Below are 20878 nucleotides of genomic sequence, written 5' to 3'. Positions count from 1 at the left end.
ACCTTATATAACTGTTTTTAATTAGGGATTTTTCCAGATTAAAAAAGCAGTTAGATTTTAACAGGTCGTCAAGCTGAATCCTCAGTTTGACGACCGCCTTATTCATAATAATATTCACAAAAACATTAATAGCAACTATGATAACGATTGAGCAACTTATCACTCGGATTGAGCAGCGTCAGCCTATTACTAATAAGGCTGAAATCAACGCTGAACAGTCACGTCAAAAATTTAGTAGCGTGGGTAGTCTGACCACTGCTGACAGCAAGCAGTTGAGCTTTTTGGCAGATCCACACTATGTTTCTAGTTTAGCAAACAGTCGGGCAGGGGCCGTACTGGTCACCGCAGAGTATCGTGACCAAGTGCCAGCGACAGCACTAGCGCTTGTCGTAGCAAGCCCTTACTTAGCCTACGCTAGCGCCAGTCAGCTGTTTGCTCATGAGTCACCTGCCAATGCAATCCATCCTAGTGCGGTGATTGCCGATAGTGCTGTCATCGGTGAGCAAGTGACCGTCGGCGCTTTCTGTGTGATTGGCGATAATGTGCAAATTGGCGCGCGTAGCTCACTTGATGCCCATGTAGTGATCGAAGCAAATACTAAGATCGGCCATGATTGTATTATCAAATCACAAGTGGTCATCGGGCATGATTGTATCATCGGTAATCACGTGAGACTGCATGCAGGGGTGAGTGTGGGTGCGGAAGGTTTTGGTTTTGCTCCCACCAGCAATCCTAGTGTTACAGGCTGGGAGCGTATCGCCCAGTTAGGTCGCGTCATCATCGGCGATCATGTGCGTATTGGTAGTCATACCTGTATTGATCGCGGTGCTATTGATGATACGCTGATTGGTAACCATGTTATTATTGATAATTTAGTACAAGTCGCTCATAACGTGCGTATCGGTGATGGCACAGCAATCGCTGCTCAAACGGGGATCGCTGGCAGCACTAGCATAGGTAAGCGCTGTATCATTGGCGGCGCGGTCGGTATCACCGGTCATATTGACATCACTGATGATGTTACTCTGTCTGGGATGTCTATGGTGACCAAATCCATTAAAAATTCTGGTTCGTACTCTTCTGGAACGGTTGCAATGCCAACGGCCAACTGGCGACGTGCAGCCGTACGCTTCCGTCAGCTTGGTCGTGGTTAGTGTGTCGTCATTAGTAAAGAACCAGTTTTAAAGATTTATAACACAGCAAGGAAGCGATATTATGAGCAGCATTGATATAGATATTTCGACGGATGAAGACGTTAAAAGCTTGGCCGCACAAGGTCTTACGCTGCCATTAACTTACGATACTTTAAAGCACTACTTGCCACATCGCTATCCTTTTATGTTAGTGGACAAGATTATCGGCTGTACGCCTGGTGAATGCATTACTGGTATCAAAAACGTGACTATTAATGAAGAATTTTTTAATGGTCATTTTCCTGATCAGCCTATTATGCCAGGAGTGTTGATGGTCGAGTCGATGGCGCAGGTCTCGGGCGTGCTGGGGTTTATCAGTGCAGGGTTAACGGCAGAAGATGGCTATTTGTACCTGTTTGCAGGGGTTGATAAGGTTCGTTTTAAGCGTCGAGTCATTCCGGGTGATCAACTGATTATTCGTGCCAAAACCGTGATGCAAAAGCGTGGTATTTATAAATTTGATTGTACGGTACATGTCGAAGATGAACTTGCTGCTAGTGCTCAGATTATGATTGCCCGTCAAGAGCAGTAGTCTGATAGTGTGCTAACTGTTTTTGATAAAAAGCCTGTCCAGAATATGTAAAAGCTGGAATTTTCAGAGCTTATAGTGTTTAAAGCGTCACTTTCAAACTGACGATAAGCATTATAATGATATATAAAACCCCACTCTCAACTTATTTTTCTAAGGTATTGGTTTACTTAGTTTTTAAAATTTCAGTTAAAACAATTAAAATTTTAAATTCTATAAAAATCAAAGGCCTACGATAAGTTGAGATTGGCGTATATAAAAGCAACATTGGTTTTCGTTTTGCTTATAACACTAAACTGGCAGAATTCGTTTTACCATTTATTCGCATCAGATGATACAAGGGCCCACATTATGAGTCAGATCCATCCAACGGCACTCATCTCACCGTCCGCTCAGATTGATGATACTGCCATTATTGGTCCGTACTGTATCGTCGGCGATGAGGTATCTATTGGCGCGCACACGGTTTTGCATCGGCACGTGGTCGTCACCAAGCTGACGCGAATTGGTAAACACAATCAGTTTTATCAATTCTCCAGTATCGGTGAGGATTGTCAAGATTTGAAATATGCGGGTGAGCGTACGTGGCTTGAGATTGGAGACCATAATACCATTCGCGAAGCTTGTAGCTTACACCGTGGTACGGCACAAGATGATGGATTGACCAAGATTGGTAGCCATAATCTGCTGATGGTCAATACTCATGTGGCTCATGATTGTGTGATTGGTGATCATAATGTACTGGCCAATAATGTTGGCGTCGCAGGGCATGTGACTATTGGCAATCATACCATTATCGGTGGTAATTCTGGTATTCACCAGTTTTGTACGGTTGATGATTATAGTTTGATAGGTGGCGCTAGCTTGATATTAAAGGATGTGGCCGCCTTTACGATGGTGTCTGGTAATCCTGCAACCACTCATGGCCTTAATATCGAAGGGATGCGCCGTAAGGACTGGTCAAAAGAAACTATTGACGTGTTACGTCAGGCATACCGCACAATTTTTAGATCTGGAATGACCACCACACAAGCACTTATTATATTACAAGAAGATCTGCTGTATAAAGAACCCAAAATTCAAATGCTCATTGACTCCCTACAAAACAGTAAGCGCGGCGTGGTGCGCTAAAAAATATGAGTGTATGTTCTTAAGAAGACAACACATATCGAGTACTGATAAATATAAAAAGCCATAACTTATAGTTATGGCTTTTTATATTTATCAGTACTTGACTTTTTTGGTGGCTTAGCAGAAACTGAGCGTTTACGATATTGTAAACTTTTCTTTCTTGATATTGCTGGACGCGTCACATTGATATGTCGATGAAGTAGTTAAAAATTATTAATCGCTATTTATAATAATCATGGATGATTATGAGCGATATTAAGAAAAGCATGAGGACGTTAGAATGGCTACCAATAAACAAGAACATGCACAGTGGAGCTCTAGTTTTGGCTTCATACTGGCAGCAGTAGGGTCTGCAGTTGGCTTAGGAAATATTTGGAAATTTCCTTATATGGTTGGTGAGAGCGGTGGTTCTGCTTTTGTTATTGCTTATTTATTTTGTATTGCATTGGTTGGTTTTCCGGTAGTAGTGGCTGAATGGCTAATCGGTCGCCGCGGGCAAAAAAACCCTGTCAATAGTTTTACAGACGTTGCTGTTAGTGAAGGTAAATCACCTAGCTGGGGAATTGTGGGCGCGACAGGTATTCTAGGTGGTTTTCTCATTCTATCCTTCTATAGTGTGATCGGTGGTTGGGCACTTAACTATATCACCAAAACAGGGGCTGGTAGTTTTTCTGGTCAGGATGGTGATGCGGTTGGTGCTACCTTTGATGCTATGTTGGCTTCAGCTGGTACGCTAACGATTTGGCATACGGTGTTTATGATAGTCACTGCGCTGATTGTCGGTGTTGGTGTGACTCGCGGTATCGAAACCACTGCTAAAATTTTAATGCCACTATTAGGTCTTATTTTATTCGTCATCGTTGGCTATAACGTGGTGAATGGTGGTTTTGGTGAGGCAGTGACTTATCTATTCGCTCCTGATTTGAGCAAACTAACTGGGGAGGTCATGTTAGCCGCTCTAGGTCATGCTTTCTTCACACTATCCATCGGTATGGGTATCATGGTTGCTTACGGCTCATATCTAGGCCGTGAAGTTAATCTACTAAAAACAGCGCGTACCGTTGTCATTTTAGATACGGTGATTGCACTGGCCGCTGGTTTAGCCATTTTCCCGATTATCTTTAGTAATGGTCTTGACCCTTCTTCAGGTCCAGGTCTTATTTTCGTCAGCTTACCGATTGCCTTTGGTAGTATGACGGGAGGTACCATTATTGGTACGCTGTTCTTCTTACTCATTACTTTTGCAGCAATTACGTCATCAATCTCGTTACTTGAGCCAACGGTTGAGTTCCTAGAAGAGCGTACGCCAATGAGCCGTACGGTATCGACCATCGTTGCCAGTACCGTTATTTGGCTCCTTGGTATCGCGGCATTATTATCATTTAACCTATGGTCTGACTTTACCATCATGGGTAATGGTATCTTTGATGCGTTAGATAAGGTGACCAGTAAGTTCTTATTACCATTGACTGGTCTTGCAGGTATTATCTTCTTTGCTTGGAGAATGGATCAACGTAGTATCCAACAGGAGCTTAATTTATCTGGTACTACTTGGCAGGTATGGCAAATCATTGCTAAGTTTGTCGCCCCAATAGCGATCATTGCAGTATTTATTGCAACACTAATGGGCTAATAGCTTATTGGTATAATCAGTTAAAAATGAAAGGAATACGATGATAATAATGTACTATTGCTATAATCTTTTCTTGCTTGCTGTTCGCAGGCGTGACAGAGGCTGCAAAAATTTATAGCCAATAGCACTGTATCGTTTTTAAAATGAATCTACTATAAGCGTCAATATGTAGTGAATAAAAAAAGGCCTAAGATAACTCTTAGGCCTTTTTTTATACTTTATAATCGGTATTAAGAAAAATGGTAATTAGCGTAAATTCAGCTCAGGAACCGTCTGTCCGCGTTTATTATAAAACTCAGTCACAAATTCATCAAAGCTGTCTTGTTCGATGGCGTCTCTAATCCCGTGCATCAAACGCTGATAGTAGCGTAGATTATGAATAGTCGCTAATTGCGCACCTAGCATCTCTTTGCATTTGTTTAAATGATAAAGATAAGCACGGCTAAAGTTTTGGCAAGTATAGCAATCACATTCAGGGTCCAGTGGGCCTTCATCGTTACGGTACTGGCTATTACGGATGCGTACTATACCTGCATTGTCCGTGTCACCGGTGACGAAGTAATGACCATTACGCGCGTTGCGAGTCGGCATGACACAATCAAACATATCAACGCCGCGGCGTACGCCTTCCACAAGGTCTTCAGGCTTACCAACGCCCATCAAATAGCGCGGCTTGTCGGCTGGCATATCATCGGCGATATAGTCTAGGACGTCCATCATCTCTTCTTTTGGTTCGCCAACAGACAGGCCGCCGATGGCATAACCATCAAAGCCAATATTGAGCAAACCTTCGAGTGACTGCTGGCGCAAATCGGCATACATACTACCTTGAATGATACCAAATAGGGCGTTGGTGCTGCCCAGTCTTTTATGTTCATCGACGCAGCGCTGTCCCCAACGTAATGACAGCTCTAGAGATTTTTTGGCTTCATCATGAGTCGCTGGATAAGGGGTGCATTCATCGAACTGCATGACGATGTCAGAGTTTAAGCTATACTGAATCTGCATTGATTTTTCTGGTGATAAGAAAACCTTGGCACCATCAATAGGAGATTTGAAGTTAACGCCCTCTTCAGTGATTTTACGCATGGCACCCAAACTGAATACTTGGAAACCGCCAGAATCGGTCAAAATCGGCTTGTCCCAATGCATAAATTTATGCAAGCCACCGAATTTATCAATCACATCAGTGCCTGGGCGTAGCCATAGATGAAAGGTATTGCCAAGAATAATATCCGCACCAATGGCTTCGATATCACGTGGTAGCATGCCTTTGACCGTACCGTAAGTACCCACAGGCATAAATGCAGGTGTTTGCACATCGCCATGATTGAGATGAACCGTACCCCGGCGCGCACGCGTGACGCCACTGGCTGTTTTATGTAAGACAAATTGCATATTATAACCGCTATGTAAGCTATGAAAATGGTGCTAATTATAGCATTATTCGCCATTTTTTGGACATGGATGTTTCGTGGTCATCAATATAACCGTTTAACATGATATTGCTATAACCAAAAAAAAGACAGCAATCGCTGTCTTTTTTTTGTTCAATTTCAAGATAACTGATTTAGCTGTTTTGCTCGCGAATGATGTTCAGCATACGGCGCAATGGCTCTGCGGCTCCCCATAACAGTTGATCACCAACGGTAAACGCGCCTAGGTACTCAGGACCCATATTGAGCTTACGTAGACGACCTATTGCCACTGTTAAAGTACCTGTTACTGCTACTGGCGTTAAGCGATTCATGGTCGCTTCCTTGTCGTCTTCGACCACATCTAACCATTGATTGCCGCTGTTTTTAAGCGCGGCTTCGATTTCCTCTAATGGAATATCTTTTTTAAGCTTGATGGTCAAGCCTTGTGCATGACAGCGCATCGCGCCAACGCGGACGCACATACCATCAATAGCTATGTTGTTTTCGGCGTTATTACCAAGGATTTTGTTAGTTTCTACGCCGCCTTTCCATTCTTCACGTGACTGTTTGTTTTCTAACTGCGAGTCGATGTAAGGAATTAAGCTACCTGCCAATGGTACGCCAAAGTATTGCTTAGGGAAATTGTCTGAGCGTTGGGTTTGGGCAATTTTTTTATCGATTTCAAGAATAGCACTTGCAGGGTTAGCCAGCTCGTCTTTAACGGCATCATGCAGCACGCCCATGCCGTTGATTAACTCACGCATATTATTAGCGCCAGAGCCACTAGCTGCTTGATAAGTCATGGCGCTGACCCATTCTACCCAGCCTCTATTGAACAGCTCGCCGATGGCCATTAACATCAGTGACACGGTGCAGTTACCACCAATAAAGTCTTTTTTGCCGTTGGCTAGGGCGCTATCAATGACGGTACGATTGACTGGATCAAGCGTGATGATGCTGTCATCTTCCATTCGCAATGTACTTGCTGCGTCAATCCAGTAACCATGCCAACCACTATCGCGTAGTGGTTGATGAACTTTTGAGGTATAGTCACCACCTTGGCAGGTAATAATCACATCGCAAGCTGCTAGCGCATCAATATCATGAGCATCCTTTAATTGGCTGGTCTGAATACCGTCAAAGCTTGGCGCATCACCACCTGCGTTGCTGGTCGAAAAAAACACGGGCGTAATGCCATCGAAGTCTTTTTCTTCAATCATGCGTTGTATCAATACTGACCCAACCATGCCGCGCCAGCCTACCAAGCCTACTGTCAAATTACTCATGAAACTTAATCCTTTTTACAATAAATTGTTGCCTTGCCAACCAATAACAATGCCGTGAAAAAACATAAAAAGCAAGGCATTTTGGCGACTTTTCATTATTTTTTATACACTATTAATTGTGCTTATTATAACTTTAAGTTATTAATTAAAAGATAAACATTACTTTATATTAGCTTTTTTAACGCACATAGCTTTATCACATTTTAACCATTGCCAAAATAAATGATATTTGGCAGTGAGCGAAGGTAGCGAGTAGTAATGGTTATTACTAATGAGTCAAAATTGTAATGTTTTATAGTAGTGAGTGCATAATCATAGCGCATCAGTAGGCGATAATCGCGTGAAATGCTAAAGTACATAAAATGTTAAAACATGCATGATCACCTTAATAGACGGTTAATACAGACTATGGATCTCTCACTATTATATTACGGCATTCAGTGGCTAGCAGGATTCATCGCATTGGTGACGATTTGGGGTTGGATACCGCTCGATAATTGGTGGGTGCGCGGCGTTGAGTTTCCACGCATTCAAATAATGGTGCTTGGTGTGATTGCTTGGGTTGGTATGGTGATGTTTGGGTCAGAGTGGCAACTAGGGCAGTGGTGCTTATTTATCGTCTTAAGTATTACGTTGGCATTTCAGCTTAGAATGGTTTTGCCTTATACCAGATTATGGAAAAAAGAAGTGCAAAAGGCAAAAGAGTTGCCAGATGCACAGGAAAAACAGTTAAAAATTATGGTCTCAAACGTACTAACGCCGAATGAAGAAACCCAAAAATTGGTCGACTTGGTGAAGCAAAAACAACCTGATATTTTGATTACGCTAGAAAGTGATAAAAAATGGGAAAAAGCCCTACAGCAAGTCGACCCTGATTATCCCTATACTGTCAAAGTCCCGCTGGATAATTTATATGGTATGCACTTATATTCTAAGCTTGAGTTGATAGACCCTAAAGTTAAGTACTTAATGATCGATGATATACCTTCTATCCATACGCAGTTGCGCCTGCGAAGTGGTCAGGTGATTTGGTTGTACTGTTTGCACCCCATGCCACCGAGCCCAACTGAGGCGGACAAATCAACCACCCGTGATGCCGAACTGCTGATGGTTGGCAAACACATAAAAGAAAACAATCAAACAGCGATACTGGCCGGTGATCTCAATGATGTGGCGTGGTCCAAGACAACCCGTCGTTTTCAGCGTATTTCAGGATTATTAGACCCTCGTATTGGTCGGCATTTTATCAATACTTTTCATGTGAATTATCCATTTTTACGTTGGGCATTGGATCATATTTTCCATAGTACTTGCTTCACTGTCGTGGATATTAAGCGTCTGCCTTCTATTGGCTCCGATCACTTTCCTGTTATGACAACGCTGCAATATGAACCAGAAAAGACCAGTCAGCAAGAGCAAAACGGCCCCAATGCGGAAGCAGAAGATATTAAAGAGACTAATAATAAAATCGAAGAAGGTAAGAAAGAAGGCGAAAAAGTCTCAAAAGAGCACGTAGAGGCACAGTGAGGTTGGAGTATCTGTACGGAGATAAATTCTTGCATTAAGACGTAAGCATATGCTTACGTTAAATAAGGTCTTTAGCCTCTAGTTGCATTAAACTGATTACCCTATAATACAACCATCAACACAAGGATATGCAAGGATGCAGTGTTGAGGCAGTATCAATAAAAGTACAGGTCAGCCCGCTGTCTTATACGTTACTGTTCATGACTTAGGATAGGTCAATATGGAAGTATAATAACAATAATATGAAGTCTCGAAGCCCTGAACCAATCGCCCTAGGTTCGGGGCTTTTCTTTGTGTGTAAATTGTTGATTTATACTGTCTTATATCAACCCAAAAATATGAGTAGCACGTGGCTACCAACATATCGATTTTAGTTAGAATTGCCTATAGCACTCATGCTTGTTTCTATTGTTATGCTGATTTTGAGAGTCGTCTGATGTATTAGCAGTTAAGCTTCAAGCGTTTTAGAGCCTCAATAAACGTAAATAAAAAAAGGGTATATGCGTTGGCATATACCCTTTTTTTATTCAAATATCTTTACTGAAATTTACCTTACTATATTATACCATTCACAAAAATTAGAGTAGCAAGGAAAACGAGTGCAAGTGCTACGCACTGTAGACTAAACGAGTTTGACACAGCTAATCGTACTTTTTGGGTTTGGTATTACTAACTAATTAACCCAACACTTGGATATAAGCGCCCGCACGTAGCTCTTGTAGCCAGTCTTCTTTGGCTTGCGGTGCTAGGCGTTGATATAATGCTTGGCGTGCCATACTGCGACGATATTGATCGCTAACATCTTGCTGGCGCTTGTCATCAACCTTTAAGATATGCCAGCCAAACTGGGTTTTGAAGGGTGCAGAGTAATCACCAACTGTCGTCTTTTTCATCATGGCTTCGAATGGGCCAATCATGTCTTCTTCACTCACCCAATCTAGATCACCACCGCGACCAGCTGAGCCTGGATCATCCGAATAGGTCGACGCTAAACCAGCGAAGTCAGCGCCGCTGCGTAGTTGCTCATATAGATCATTGACTTTTTGCTCAGCCAATGCGTCTGTCTGTAGCTCATCAACTTTAACCAATATGTGACGAGTATGCCACTGCGGTATCAGCATAGTATCGCTGGACTTTTTGTCGGCGAGCTTGATGATATCAATACCTTCAGGTGTCACTAACGGTGCGCTGACCTCGCCAACTTCAAGCTTGGTAATCTCACTTGATAGCTCTGTAGGTAGGGCAGCCGCTTTATGAAAGCCCATATCGCCACCCTGTAGCGGGATAGCATAGTTGCCTTGACTGGCAGCAACGGCCTCGGCGACATCCACATTTTGAGCAAGCAGGCGAGTACGCAATGCTTCTGCTACTGTCAGCGCCTCATCACGTTGCGCTTCTGATAGACGGCTATAATCATCCATATAAGGGACACGAACATGAATGGTCTGGTATTCACTTTGATTTAAACGCTTGGCTTCAGGAGATGCCAAAAACGCATCAATATCTTGCTCGCTAATGCGCACACGGTTTCTGATTTGGCGTTGTTGTAAGGCTTGAATAGCAGCATCTTCGATCAATTGAGCCCGTAGCGTAGCATAGCTGCCAGGCTGTGCTGTATCTAAACGTTGCTGCAGTTCTGACACACTATTAAGTCCTTGCGACTCTGCGATTTGACCAAGGCGCTGATTAATCGCTGCTTCATCAGGGTTTAGACCGACGCGTTTGACCATCGATAGCTGTAGCTCACGCAAAATGAGTGCATTTAATACTTCAGACTGCAGCTGTTCTGAGTTTGCAATGGGTTCGCCAGCCGCTTGAGCGCGTGTTTGGGTTTGTGTAATTGCATCAACCAAATCACTTTTCAAAATCGCGTTTTCGTTGACTAAGGCAATAATACCGTCTGTACTATTACCAGGCGTTAAGCGATCCACATTGCCTTGCTCAGCAGCGGCATTTGCTTGAGGCGCTTGTGCTGTAGCGGGTTTAACAGTGGCAGCCTGAGCGCTCAATGTAAACGCTAAACTGGCGCTCATAGATAGCAATACAGCGCGGCTGGTCTGACGTAAAGAAAAAAATCTCATGATGCTCCTCATCAATGTCATCACATCGGATGGTAGTCGGTCAACTTTATCCAATACTCTTAATAGGCAAATATTGGACTGGGTTGTCCATAATAGGGTTGCAAACTGGGTTATAAAAAATGTGTTATCGCTATTTATGCAAACAATTTTATGTAAATAACGGTTTAATCTGGCAAAAGTTGTTAGTCCTTCCATGCCGTCTGAACAGGTTCAAAGCCCAAGACTTTATCAGCGAGCAATCGTGTTAGGCGGCTGCTACCACTACCGAGACCGTTCAATCTAATCTCAGCCATAATTGCTTGCGTTGGTTTGTCTTTGATATTTAAGTCATTATAGTAACGACGACCATAAACTGCAAAACCAAAGCAGCAGTCTTCATAATCAACACCGACTAACGAATCAAGCATTTTATCACGATTGTAGTCATATTGACCTTGAGCCAATACACGCCAGTTATTATTGATAGGAAAAACAGCAGAGGCGGTAAAAGCAGACAATGGCAGCTGATTGGTGTTTTCATCGCTTTGACGCTTAACAAAGCCCACGTTAAATAGACTATTATCCGACGGCTGATAACGTAGCTCAGTCGTAATATAGTTTAAATCATAATCATCGGTCAGTGCACCGCTGATATCTACCCAAAAGTTATTATAAGGCTGCGTGCTAGTATCCCAAACCATCCCCGAAGACGACGAGGTGAATACTGGCTGCTCATCGTCAAGCGTCACACGCCCATCATCGATGTAAAATTGCTCTGCAATGCTACCATCAAAACGTGTCACACCCGTTGCATCGATGTAACGATAATTGATACCTGGGGTAATCGAGTGCAAATCTTGCAAGCGATCATGGCCTAAAAACCAACTGTCAGAAAACAGCTGCTCATAGTTGATAGAGGCGATACGAGTGTTAAAGTTTGGAATGTCGTTTTGGTTTTCATAGGGCGAATAGGTATATTTTAAGCGCGGGCTAAGCAAACGATAGCCGCCCATCGTATCGTCAAACGCACCGAATGGTGAACCCGCTTGATAAAAATTCAACCCTGCATCAATGCTGGCTTGTGGGACAAATACCGATTGGCTACCGTCTTCTTTACTCAACTGGTTGTCTGCTAAACTGTCTTCGTCATAAGAGGTGTATAGATGCTGCAAGCTTAGTTTGGGATTAATATAACCCCAAGATTTTTCCATTGGATAGGCAGCGCTTAGTTTGTTATAGATACGCGTCCCACTTTTTTCATTCTCAGAACCATCGTCGATGGATTTTTTAAAATAAGCAGAGTCATGTACACCAGTGATGTCGAAGCTCTTTGCCCACGGCAAGCGATAATCGAGTTTAAGCTGCGGTAACCGTGAGTAAGGCTTGTCTTTATCCTTTAAAGGCTCGCCATTATTGGTAAATGCATCGAGAGTCTGAAAAGACTCTACTTTTAGTTCACCGTTGACGTAATCGTTGTAATAATTCACACGCGCACGGCGTGGTAAGTTTAAGGTGCTGTCTGATAAACCCAAGGTATCAAAATCGTTGAGGTAGTCTTCATCAGAGACGTAGCTATATTTGGCGTCACCGCTTAAGCGCGGAATGCTGCTAGATGACCAATAATGGTCGTAGAAAAAGCTGCTACGGTCTTCATCGTTATATTTTCTATCGTTAGGTAGATATGAGCCATTAAAAATACCTTCGCCATAATCTTCGGTCAGATAGCGAAATTCACCTGAGAGCATAGGGTTACGATCAGTATAAACATGGGTATTAAGGGTCGCGTCATAGTTGGGTGCTAGGTTGAAGTAATAGGGTGCATCAATCTCAAGACCGCTCTCGCTACTGACACTAGCGTTTGGTAATAAAAACCCACTACTGCGGCGACTGTCTATCGGGAAATTAAAATAGGGTAGATAAAATACCGGTACATCAGCGACACGAAAGGTCGTATTATAAGCTTCGCCGCGGCCCGTGTCGGTATCTAAATCAATGCTCTTGGCATCAAACTGCCATTTGCGATTGGTCGGTGGGCAGGTGCTGAACATTACTTCATCTAGCTCATACTGACTGTCTTTGGGTCTATTTAAGCGTTTGGCATAACCATGTGCTTGCAGCTCTACACTCGCAAAGGCCACATCATTAGCGGTTGATTGTCCCGTTTCAGTACTATAAGCCAAGCTGTCTGCAACCCCAATAAGGCCGCCTTGTGAGGCCTTATCACTAAGGTTAGTCTGAGCATTATCTAATGATCTGTTTACTGAGTTGTTTGAAGCGTTATCGCGTGGGACTTGCTTACCCGTTGCTTGGTCAGTAAACATGACTTTACCTTGAGCAGCAGCCACCCCAGTGCTCAAATCTAGCACGACCTTTTCTGCTTCTATATGCTGAGTACCCTGATCAATAATGACATTACCTGACAGCTCCGCATAGTCGACATTATCGTAATAACCATAATCTGACTCTGAAAACAGCGGTGCTTGATTGTTTGGAATACCGTTTAGATTGGCTGCTGGCTGGCCATTGGTAGCGCCAGCCTCATTTACGGCACGCTGATAGTTAGGATTGCTTTTTGGGTAGACCCATTGACCCTCACAGCGCTGTGCGCTATCTACCGTATTGGGCAGTAGCTGTAAGTCTTTACCTACTTTGGGGATAGTTTCTGGGGTGGGTGTTTCAATACTTTGAATATTATCGTTTTCAGCGTTCAAGGTTTTATCGATACTATCCGATTTCGAAGGCTTGCTATCTGGAGTCAACTCATAAAACTCTGCCAAACGCATCAAGCTATTTTGAATGCTTTCATCGTTGAGATCAAGATTGCGGCCAGTCAAAGTAAGTTCGGGTATACTTGTTTCATTACCCTGTATCTCATTATTTACCGGATTGCTATTTACTGGATTGCTCTCAACTGTATTTGAAGGGTGTTCAGAGATCATATCACCGCTTTCGTTTATTTCAGTGATGCCTAAAGAAGGGGCTTCTATAAAATTGCTATTTTGATGGCTGAGATCTTGGGTGTCACTACTGATATCATTGATACTACTTGGCAAACTGGCATTATTTGCTGTGTCAGAGACATAATTATCATAGCTATCGGCACTATCAGTGAGTAGTGGCTTGGAGTTCTGCACATCAGAATCGCTGAGCGCAGCATTGACGGCTAGGCTTGACAAGCTTATGGCACCAAATAAAATCAAACGGATGCTTTGGTAGAGCGGAGAATATAACAAGGGCACACCTATGATTGCAGAGCTTATCGGATAGCGATACTGAATTTATTAACCGTATTACTGATAGATATAACACAGTGAATAAGCGACTAAAAACCCACTAATAAATACTATTATTTTAAGAGTTTAGATGTTTTACATATAATGACGACTAATCATAGTCAAAAAAAACCAAATCAGCTACACTATTTACCAAAATTTATAATATAGCTAAGCGGTGTTTTAACAAGCTATTTTTAAATAATTGCTGAGACTGTGCCCAGCGCTAAATATTGAATGCTATTTTAATTTCATTATGACAGCAGCTGTTGTGACTAAAGATGCCACTATTTTAGCAAGTATTCGCCCGACTTATCACTACTTTAGTTGTTTACGACTTATATTTAACCTGCGATGCCTTTTATGACTGATAAAATAATTTTAGAGCCTAATACAACCGAGACAAATATCAATAGCCGCCTACAGCAATTAGAGAGCTGGTTGCAGCAAGTATTTGCTGGTCAAAACTTTAAATTGGACAGCTTGCCAGGTGACGCTAGCGCCCGCCAATATCATCGTGTCCAGTTGTTGGGTAGTGATGGAGTCGAAACAGCGCGTTATATTGTCATGGATTCTGCTGACGAACAAGACGCCATGCGTCAATTTATTAGCGTCGCCAAGCTGATGTCATCTGCGATCAATGTGCCTGCGCTTATCGCCCAAGATGTGGCAAAAGGCTTTTTGGTATTGCAGGATTTTGGCACGATAGAGTTTGCCCATTTATTGGTCGATGCCGCGCCTACCCAAACCAATGAGCATTATCAGTTGGCAATGCAGACGTTGGTTGCGCTACAAACCATCCCAGTCGAGACGGCTAGGTCGCAACATCAATTGCCAGATTATGACACAGCATTATTAGATCGTGAGATGGATTTATTTAGTGACTGGTTTATACCTTATATCGGTATTGCACTTGATAAAACCTTATGGGAGGATTTTAAATCCGCATTAATAAAAGAGATTTTGTTGCAGCCACAAGTCATCGTCCATCGTGATTACCACAGTCGTAATCTCATGCAAGATCAAGAAAATTATTCGCGCCTAGGGGTGATTGACTTTCAAGATGCCGTCGTCGGCTCTTATACTTATGATTTGGTGTCACTAGTGCGCGATGCTTATGTTGAGTGGTCAGAGAGTCAGATATCGCAATGGGTTCATGACTTTTGGCAATTACAAAAACAAGCCGCTGTAGCCACCGCTGATAGTGTAGAGCAGCTTGAAAATGATATGAACGTGATGGGTGTACAGCGACACTTAAAAGTGCTGGGGATTTTCATTCGCTTATCTAAGCGCGATGGCAAAGACCGCTATTTGGCTGATATTCCAAAGGTCATGCGTGATTTGATCTTTGAGCTAGAATGGTTAGAGGCGCGTGGCAGCCAGCATATGCAACAAGCGGTAGCACCGTTTAACGAATACCTAAGAGAGACTATATTGCCAGCGTATCAAAATAAGTTTGCCCAGCAATATATCTAGGATACGTTATCAATGGATTTCTTTAGCCATTTTATGTTTGAGCATGGCTAAATTTTCATCGAAGCAATAATAACAATCACAACAATAATAAGGAACGCACATGTCTACGATTAAACAAGCCATGATTTTGGCTGCTGGCAAGGGTACGCGTATGCGTCCGTTAACACTTGAAACCCCCAAACCATTGGTAGAGGTGGCTGGGCAGCCGCTTATCGTTTGGCATATTAAAGCGTTACAAGCGATCGGTGTCACTGACATCACTATCAATGCGTCATGGTTGGCTGACAAGCTGATGGATACATTGGGTGATGGTGCGCAATATAACGTTCAGCTGCACTGGTCAGTGGAAGATGACGAGCCGTTAGAAACCGCAGGTGGGATTTTTCAGGCGTTACAGACAGGCAAGCTAAGAGACGAGCCGTTTATTTTGGTCAACTCAGATGTTTGGACGACTTATGATTTTGCCCAGTTGCGAGAGTATACGCTGGGCGCCGATCAGCGCGCGCATCTATTATTGATAGACAATCCAGAGCACAATAATGGTGGTGATTTCGCCATTAATAATGGTCTTGCTAGTGAAGAGCCTATTGGAGATGCCGATAAATATACCTTCGCTGGTATCAGTGTTATGTCACCCAGGCTGGTCGATGGGCTGGTATCTGGTCAGCCCGCTGCACTAGCGCCACTGCTTAAACAAGCGATGATAAAGTTTCAAATTACTGCTGAGGTTATAACGGATAACTGGGTAGATGTTGGTACACTTGAGCGTTTGACGCAGGTCAATGAGTTTATTGAAAACAAGGGTGCTGATAACCATTTAGGGGCGTAAAACTCCTATTAAATTCCAACGTATAATCAGTAAAAGTAATATCGATACCAGCAGTACTGTAGCGTTTTTTAAGGTATTTTGACTATCCGTGACAGAGTTAGAAAGTGATAGAGTAGAGTTAGAAATAAAAAAGCAGCGTTGATAATAATCGACGCTGCTTTTTTTATGAATGTATAGTCAGTGAAAAGTAAAATCGATACATCACGTACTGCGGGTACCGTTTTTTCTAGCTTGCTGTGCCTACGCAGACAGAGGCTACAAAAAAACTATACCAGCAGTATCGTAGCGTTTTTAAAGTATTTTAACTATATAGGGTTGGCTATCAAACACCCATGGCCAGTTTAATTAGTTGCGCAATGGTAAATACAACCAAAAATCCTGCAAAGTATAAACCAATGAACCATGCCCATTGTGATTGTTTTTTACTGAGATTTTTCATATCGAGCTCCTAGTTAGCGTATGAATCAGCTGGTTAGGTTTAGTTGCCGCCATTACAGACAGCAACTATTGGCGATTAATTCTTCTTAATACATGTGCTCATGATCCGTTTTACCTTTAAAGGTGTAATAGGCAAAAGCAGTATAACTTAAAATAATCGGCAGCATAATACCTGCACCAATCAGCATGAATGACAATGAAGTATCTGCAGCCGCCGCCTCATAAATCGTCATTTGATACGGCACGATATAAGGGAATATCGCGAAACAAACCCCAATATAGCCCATCAAAAACAATGCGACAGTTAATAGGAATGGACGATATTCACGTTCACTTTTTAAGTCTTTACGCATCAAGAAAAATAATAGCACAACGATAATTGGCATCGGTGCCAGATAGAAGAGACCTGGGAAGCTGAACCAGCCTTCGAGGGCATCGATATCTGAAAAGAACATAAAAATCGTAACAGCGATCATCGCCAGCACTAGTGCGCTTAGCATCCAGCCAGAAACTTTACGTGCCCAAACTTGTAACTTGTGCTCAGTTTTGATAATTAACCACGTCGAACCAAGCAGCGCGTAACCAATCATAAGGGCGATGCCACACATCACTGAGAAAGGGCTGAGCCAATCAAACGGCCCACCCGTATATAAGCGATTGCTCGCCTCTAAGCCTTGTACCAGCGCCCCAAGCATAATGCCTTGGAAGAAAGTAGCAACGACAGAACCAATAAAGAAGAAGGAGTCCCATACATAGCGGTGCGAGGACGCTTTAAAGCGAAATTCGAACGCCACACCGCGCATAATAAGGCCAAACAACATAAAGATGACGGGCAAATAAAGTCCAGTCATAATGATGCCGTAAGCAACGGGAAAGGCAGCAAACAAACCACCACCGCCCAACACCAGCCATGTCTCATTACCATCCCAAAAAGGAGCAATAGAGTTCATCATGCGGCTACGGTTTTTATCGGAGCCAGCAAATGGGAACAAGATACCACAGCCCAAATCGAAGCCATCTAGCAGCACATAAATAAAGACAGACAGGGCAATCAAGCCGCCCCAAATTAAGGGTAAATCTAATACATCACCATAGTTAAACATTAGCGTAACCCTCCATCGTCTTTATCATTCGCTGGTGTGTCGATGCTTTCAGCCGAATCCTGTTCTACTTTGTCACTGGCATTATTATCACCACTTAATGTACGACCTTGACCTTCAGTGACGGAGTGCTCATAGAAGTTGTCGTCAGCAGGATCTTCGTAAGGCTGGGGACCCTTGGCAATCAAGCGTAGGATATAAAAGCTACCAGCACCAAAGACGAAGATATACAGCACAATAAAGCCAATCAGCGTGGTGGCAACTTGCTGTGCAGCAACGGGTGACATACTCTCGGCGGTACGAATAACACCATATACTGTCCATGGCTGACGACCGGTTTCGGTCACAAACCAACCAGCCAATAGAGCGACAAAACCAAGTGGCGTCATCATCATCCACGCTCTGTGGAACCATTTGCTTTCAGGATCAAATTGTTGCTTTTTAAAATACTTATAGAGACTAAACAGACCTACAAGCAACATTAACATGCCAATCCCAACCATGACTCGGAATGACCAAAACACAATAGGCACGTAGGGTCGATCTTCTGGTACCCAGTTTTTGAGGCCTTTTACTTCGCCATCTAATGAATGCGTGAGGATTAAACCTGATAGGTAAGGGATTTTAACTTCATAGTGGTTCTTTTCCGCTTTTTGATCTGGAATAGCGAATAACACGAGCGGCGCCCCGCGCTCATTCTCCCACATACCTTCCATAGCTGCGACTTTCGCTGGTTGATGCTCAAGTGTATTAAGACCATGCATATCACCAATTAATATCTGCATAGGCGCAACAAAGATAGCCATAATCATTGCCATGCCCAGCATCACACGACCATGCTTACGATGTTCAGTATGCTTTTTAGATTGCAGATAGTAAGCACCGATACCACCGATGACGAAGGCAGTAGTCAAGAACGCCGCCGTCATCATATGTGCATAGCGATAAGGGAACGATGGGTTGAAGATAATCTCAAGCCAGTTGGTTGGATAGAGTAGGCCATCAGCGCCCATCATGAAGCCCTGAGGAGTTTGCATAAAGCTGTTAGCAGCCAAAATCCAAAAACCTGAAATCAGCGTACCAATGGAGACAATCGCCGTTGAGGCAAAATGCATGCGCTTGCTGACTCGCCCCCAACCAAACAGCATAATACCTAAGAATGAGGCTTCTAAGAAAAACGCCGTTAATACTTCATAGGCTAATAATGGGCCCATGACGTTACCGGCTCTATCGGAGAAGACTGCCCAGTTGGTGCCGAATTGGTAAGACATGACGACGCCTGACACCACTCCCATACCGAAGACAACGGCGAATATTTTTACCCAATGCTTATACACTTCGGCATAGATAGGTTCGCCACTCTTGAGCCAGCGAAATTCGAGCACCGTTAAAAAAGCGGCAAGTCCGATAGAAAAAGCAGGAAAGACGATATGCCATGAAATAACAAAAGCGAATTGAATTCGCGCAAGCGTCAGCGCATCAAGCTGGCTGATCATAAATGTAGCGAACATAAACGGTTACCCTTATCTGTTAGCTGAATAGCGCTAGCTTCCATGATACGCTCAAGTAACTGTCCGTAGCTGTCTATAATGCTAAGTATACATCTGAGCATTGAGCCAAGAATGTTAACTAGGCGACAAAATTTACGGGCAATGGCTAAGTGTTATTTAGCTGCAAATGTCATATAGCTGAACCGTTTTTGCTTAAGTATTATGATAGAGATGACACACAATCTGGTAGGTATAAGCAAAAACTGTTTAGCTAAAGTGAATAATTTATATCCCTATAAATTAAAAATATTTTGTATTAAATAAAACAATTGGTTTGATTTAATCTCAATATATTATGCGCTTCCATTGAGCATGGTGCAAGGTATGCGCTACGATTGCCACACACCTATTAGTCACGAATCAGTATCAATAGCGCTTCGATGGCACTCAAAAAAGCCGTTATTAATTGTCACGACGAGCCTATTGGTATACCAATAAACACTGTCTATAATAAAACAGCTATGTAGTAATACTTATCAATTAATGAAGGAGATTTATCGGTAGTTTATTACGATTACACCTATAAAAATTGATTTAAAATATATTGTATCTAAACGATATATAGATAGTTGTTACCTTATTATTACCTGTGTACTTGTATTGTTAGACAGCTTTATATTGTTACTGCTTTAATTGCTGATGCAAGATACGGCGCAAGGTCAAGATAGTTTGTGGGTTAGACTGAATACTATGACCACCACTAATGATGGTTTCAGAGGTGGCACCATCTAAGTGAGCGCTGGTATAAGGGACGATGCCATCTGATAAACGCTCAGTCAGTGCTTGGCTGATGTTCTCATCAATGGTCACCGCAGCGACCAGCGGTTCGGCTGGCTGATTTGAAGTGTTATTCGTATTGCTGGATTTATCTTTAGTATCTTCTTTTACTGCTTGTGATAAATCTATTTTTGCACCGCCGGGTTGCATTTGGGCCAGACCTTTGGTGATATCAGCATCGTTATTGGCCATTATTGAATGGTAGGTGATGCGATCATTGATGGGGATGTCTTTGGTTAATTGTATAAAGGGGTGGTGTGTCAGAAAGTATGCTGAAGAAATAAAGGAGGGTGACAGCCAAAGCAAGATGATATATTTGAGGTTATGAAGACACAAATAGATATCAGCTGCCCCGACTGTCACAGTCCCAGTTTAAAGAAAAACGGCATAAAAAGCTATGGCAAGCAGAACTACCAATGCAAGGACTGCAAACGTCAATTCATTGGTGACCATGCCTTAACTTATAAGGGCTGTCACTCTAAAATAGAAGACATCATACGGCTAATGACGGTGAGAGGTTGCGGTGTTAGAGACATAGCTATTATAGCCTCAGTCAGTATCGGTAAAGTATTGGGCACCATAGGCTCATCTGTTTATAAGATCGCGCCTAAGAAGCGCTACTATGAACGCTTAGAGGTTGATGAGTTCTGGACTTACGT

Annotated in this window: 16 protein-coding genes; 8 read left to right on the top strand and 8 right to left on the bottom strand. The window is 42.8% G+C overall.

The genetic code is table 11. The annotated features are described in order from the left end of the window. Window positions 1–137: 137 nt before the first annotated feature. From lpxD to EI161_RS04955, 4 genes are all read left to right on the top strand, one after another. Window positions 138–1154, top strand: a complete 1017-nt coding sequence (gene lpxD, locus EI161_RS04970; RefSeq protein ID WP_192523293.1) for a UDP-3-O-(3-hydroxymyristoyl)glucosamine N-acyltransferase — start codon at window positions 138–140, stop codon at window positions 1152–1154. A 61-nt stretch (window positions 1155–1215) separates the two neighbouring features. Beyond that, a complete protein-coding gene (fabZ, locus tag EI161_RS04965; protein WP_192523292.1) occupies window positions 1216–1725 on the top strand; it encodes a 3-hydroxyacyl-ACP dehydratase FabZ in 510 nt (169 codons plus the stop codon). A gap of 348 nt (window positions 1726–2073) precedes the next feature. Next, window positions 2074–2853, top strand: a complete 780-nt coding sequence (gene lpxA / locus EI161_RS04960) for an acyl-ACP--UDP-N-acetylglucosamine O-acyltransferase (RefSeq protein WP_192523291.1) — start codon at window positions 2074–2076, stop codon at window positions 2851–2853. 280 nt (window positions 2854–3133) lie between these two features. Beyond that, on the top strand, window positions 3134–4486 hold the full coding sequence (locus EI161_RS04955) for a sodium-dependent transporter (protein WP_192523290.1): 1353 nt from the start codon (window positions 3134–3136) through the stop codon (window positions 4484–4486). A 246-nt stretch (window positions 4487–4732) separates the two neighbouring features. Here the strand turns inward: EI161_RS04955 and tgt are convergent, their stop codons facing one another. Together tgt and asd are read right to left on the bottom strand one after the other, a co-directional pair. After that, on the bottom strand, window positions 4733–5884 hold the full coding sequence (tgt, locus tag EI161_RS04950) for a tRNA guanosine(34) transglycosylase Tgt (protein ID WP_192523289.1): 1152 nt from the start codon (window positions 5882–5884) through the stop codon (window positions 4733–4735). Between the two features lie 172 nt (window positions 5885–6056). Then, window positions 6057–7181 carry an aspartate-semialdehyde dehydrogenase gene (gene asd / locus EI161_RS04945; protein WP_225735231.1) on the bottom strand — a complete coding sequence of 375 codons (1125 nt, stop codon included), beginning with the start codon at window positions 7179–7181 and terminating at the stop codon, window positions 6057–6059. 417 nt (window positions 7182–7598) lie between these two features. Here asd and EI161_RS04940 point away from each other — a divergent pair, with 417 nt between their 5' ends. Continuing rightward, complete coding sequence (locus EI161_RS04940) at window positions 7599–8717, top strand: endonuclease/exonuclease/phosphatase family protein (RefSeq protein WP_192523287.1); 1119 nt, start codon at window positions 7599–7601, stop codon at window positions 8715–8717. 677 nt (window positions 8718–9394) lie between these two features. On the opposite strand, the gene EI161_RS04935 is transcribed toward EI161_RS04940, so the two are convergent. Next, the gene (locus tag EI161_RS04935; protein ID WP_192529120.1) at window positions 9395–10798 is read right to left on the bottom strand and encodes a peptidylprolyl isomerase; all 1404 of its coding nucleotides are present in this window, start codon (window positions 10796–10798) and stop codon (window positions 9395–9397) included. Window positions 10799–10980: 182 nt separating this feature from the next. Next, on the bottom strand, window positions 10981–14010 hold the full coding sequence (locus EI161_RS04930) for an LPS assembly protein LptD (RefSeq protein ID WP_192529119.1): 3030 nt from the start codon (window positions 14008–14010) through the stop codon (window positions 10981–10983). Between the two features lie 402 nt (window positions 14011–14412). On the opposite strand from EI161_RS04930, the gene EI161_RS04925 reads away from it, so the two are divergent. Together EI161_RS04925 and murU are read left to right on the top strand one after the other, a co-directional pair. Then, window positions 14413–15525: an aminoglycoside phosphotransferase family protein gene (locus EI161_RS04925; protein ID WP_225735229.1), complete on the top strand. Its 1113-nt coding sequence runs from the start codon at window positions 14413–14415 to the stop codon at window positions 15523–15525. 100 nt (window positions 15526–15625) lie between these two features. After that, complete coding sequence (gene murU / locus EI161_RS04920; protein WP_192529117.1) at window positions 15626–16354, top strand: N-acetylmuramate alpha-1-phosphate uridylyltransferase MurU; 729 nt, start codon at window positions 15626–15628, stop codon at window positions 16352–16354. Window positions 16355–16676: 322 nt separating this feature from the next. Here the strand turns inward: murU and EI161_RS15090 are convergent, their stop codons facing one another. The 4 genes from EI161_RS15090 to EI161_RS04900 form a co-directional block, all read right to left on the bottom strand. Then, window positions 16677–16793 carry a DUF2474 domain-containing protein gene (locus EI161_RS15090; RefSeq protein ID WP_192523282.1) on the bottom strand — a complete coding sequence of 39 codons (117 nt, stop codon included), beginning with the start codon at window positions 16791–16793 and terminating at the stop codon, window positions 16677–16679. An 85-nt stretch (window positions 16794–16878) separates the two neighbouring features. Beyond that, on the bottom strand, window positions 16879–17895 hold the full coding sequence (cydB, locus tag EI161_RS04910; protein WP_192529116.1) for a cytochrome d ubiquinol oxidase subunit II: 1017 nt from the start codon (window positions 17893–17895) through the stop codon (window positions 16879–16881). Next, complete coding sequence (locus EI161_RS04905; protein ID WP_192523280.1) at window positions 17895–19403, bottom strand: cytochrome ubiquinol oxidase subunit I; 1509 nt, start codon at window positions 19401–19403, stop codon at window positions 17895–17897. Before EI161_RS04905 ends, cydB begins: the two co-directional genes overlap by 1 nt. Window positions 19404–20063: 660 nt before the next feature. Next, window positions 20064–20411, bottom strand: coding sequence for a hypothetical protein (locus tag EI161_RS04900; protein ID WP_225735228.1), 348 nt, complete (start codon window positions 20409–20411; stop codon window positions 20064–20066). Window positions 20412–20543: 132 nt separating this feature from the next. Here EI161_RS04900 and EI161_RS04895 point away from each other — a divergent pair. Further along, on the top strand, window positions 20544–20878 hold a 335-nt coding region (locus tag EI161_RS04895; RefSeq protein WP_192529115.1), incomplete at its 3' end, for an IS1 family transposase.

Source organism: Psychrobacter sp. FME5 (assembly GCF_014861375.1).
GTDB lineage: Bacteria > Pseudomonadota > Gammaproteobacteria > Pseudomonadales > Moraxellaceae > Psychrobacter.
The sequence above is the reverse complement of the archived record's forward strand: the minus strand, read 5'-3'. Positions and strand labels throughout refer to the sequence as shown.

Bases quoted from the DNA above. Each gene is read 5' to 3' on its own strand.
- lpxD (WP_192523293.1), top strand. From the start codon at position 138: ATGATAACGATTGAGCAACTTATCACTCGGATTGAGCAGCGTCAGCCT.
- fabZ (WP_192523292.1), top strand. From the start codon at position 1,216: ATGAGCAGCATTGATATAGATATTTCGACGGATGAAGACGTTAAAAGC.
- lpxA (WP_192523291.1), top strand. From the start codon at position 2,074: ATGAGTCAGATCCATCCAACGGCACTCATCTCACCGTCCGCTCAGATT.
- EI161_RS04955 (WP_192523290.1), top strand. From the start codon at position 3,134: ATGGCTACCAATAAACAAGAACATGCACAGTGGAGCTCTAGTTTTGGC.
- tgt (WP_192523289.1), bottom strand. From the start codon at position 5,884: ATGCAATTTGTCTTACATAAAACAGCCAGTGGCGTCACGCGTGCGCGC.
- EI161_RS04940 (WP_192523287.1), top strand. From the start codon at position 7,599: ATGGATCTCTCACTATTATATTACGGCATTCAGTGGCTAGCAGGATTC.
- EI161_RS04935 (WP_192529120.1), bottom strand. From the start codon at position 10,798: ATGAGATTTTTTTCTTTACGTCAGACCAGCCGCGCTGTATTGCTATCT.
- EI161_RS04925 (WP_225735229.1), top strand. From the start codon at position 14,413: ATGACTGATAAAATAATTTTAGAGCCTAATACAACCGAGACAAATATC.
- murU (WP_192529117.1), top strand. From the start codon at position 15,626: ATGTCTACGATTAAACAAGCCATGATTTTGGCTGCTGGCAAGGGTACG.
- EI161_RS15090 (WP_192523282.1), bottom strand. From the start codon at position 16,793: ATGAAAAATCTCAGTAAAAAACAATCACAATGGGCATGGTTCATTGGT.
- cydB (WP_192529116.1), bottom strand. From the start codon at position 17,895: ATGTTTAACTATGGTGATGTATTAGATTTACCCTTAATTTGGGGCGGC.
- EI161_RS04905 (WP_192523280.1), bottom strand. From the start codon at position 19,403: ATGTTCGCTACATTTATGATCAGCCAGCTTGATGCGCTGACGCTTGCG.
- EI161_RS04900 (WP_225735228.1), bottom strand. From the start codon at position 20,411: ATGGCCAATAACGATGCTGATATCACCAAAGGTCTGGCCCAAATGCAA.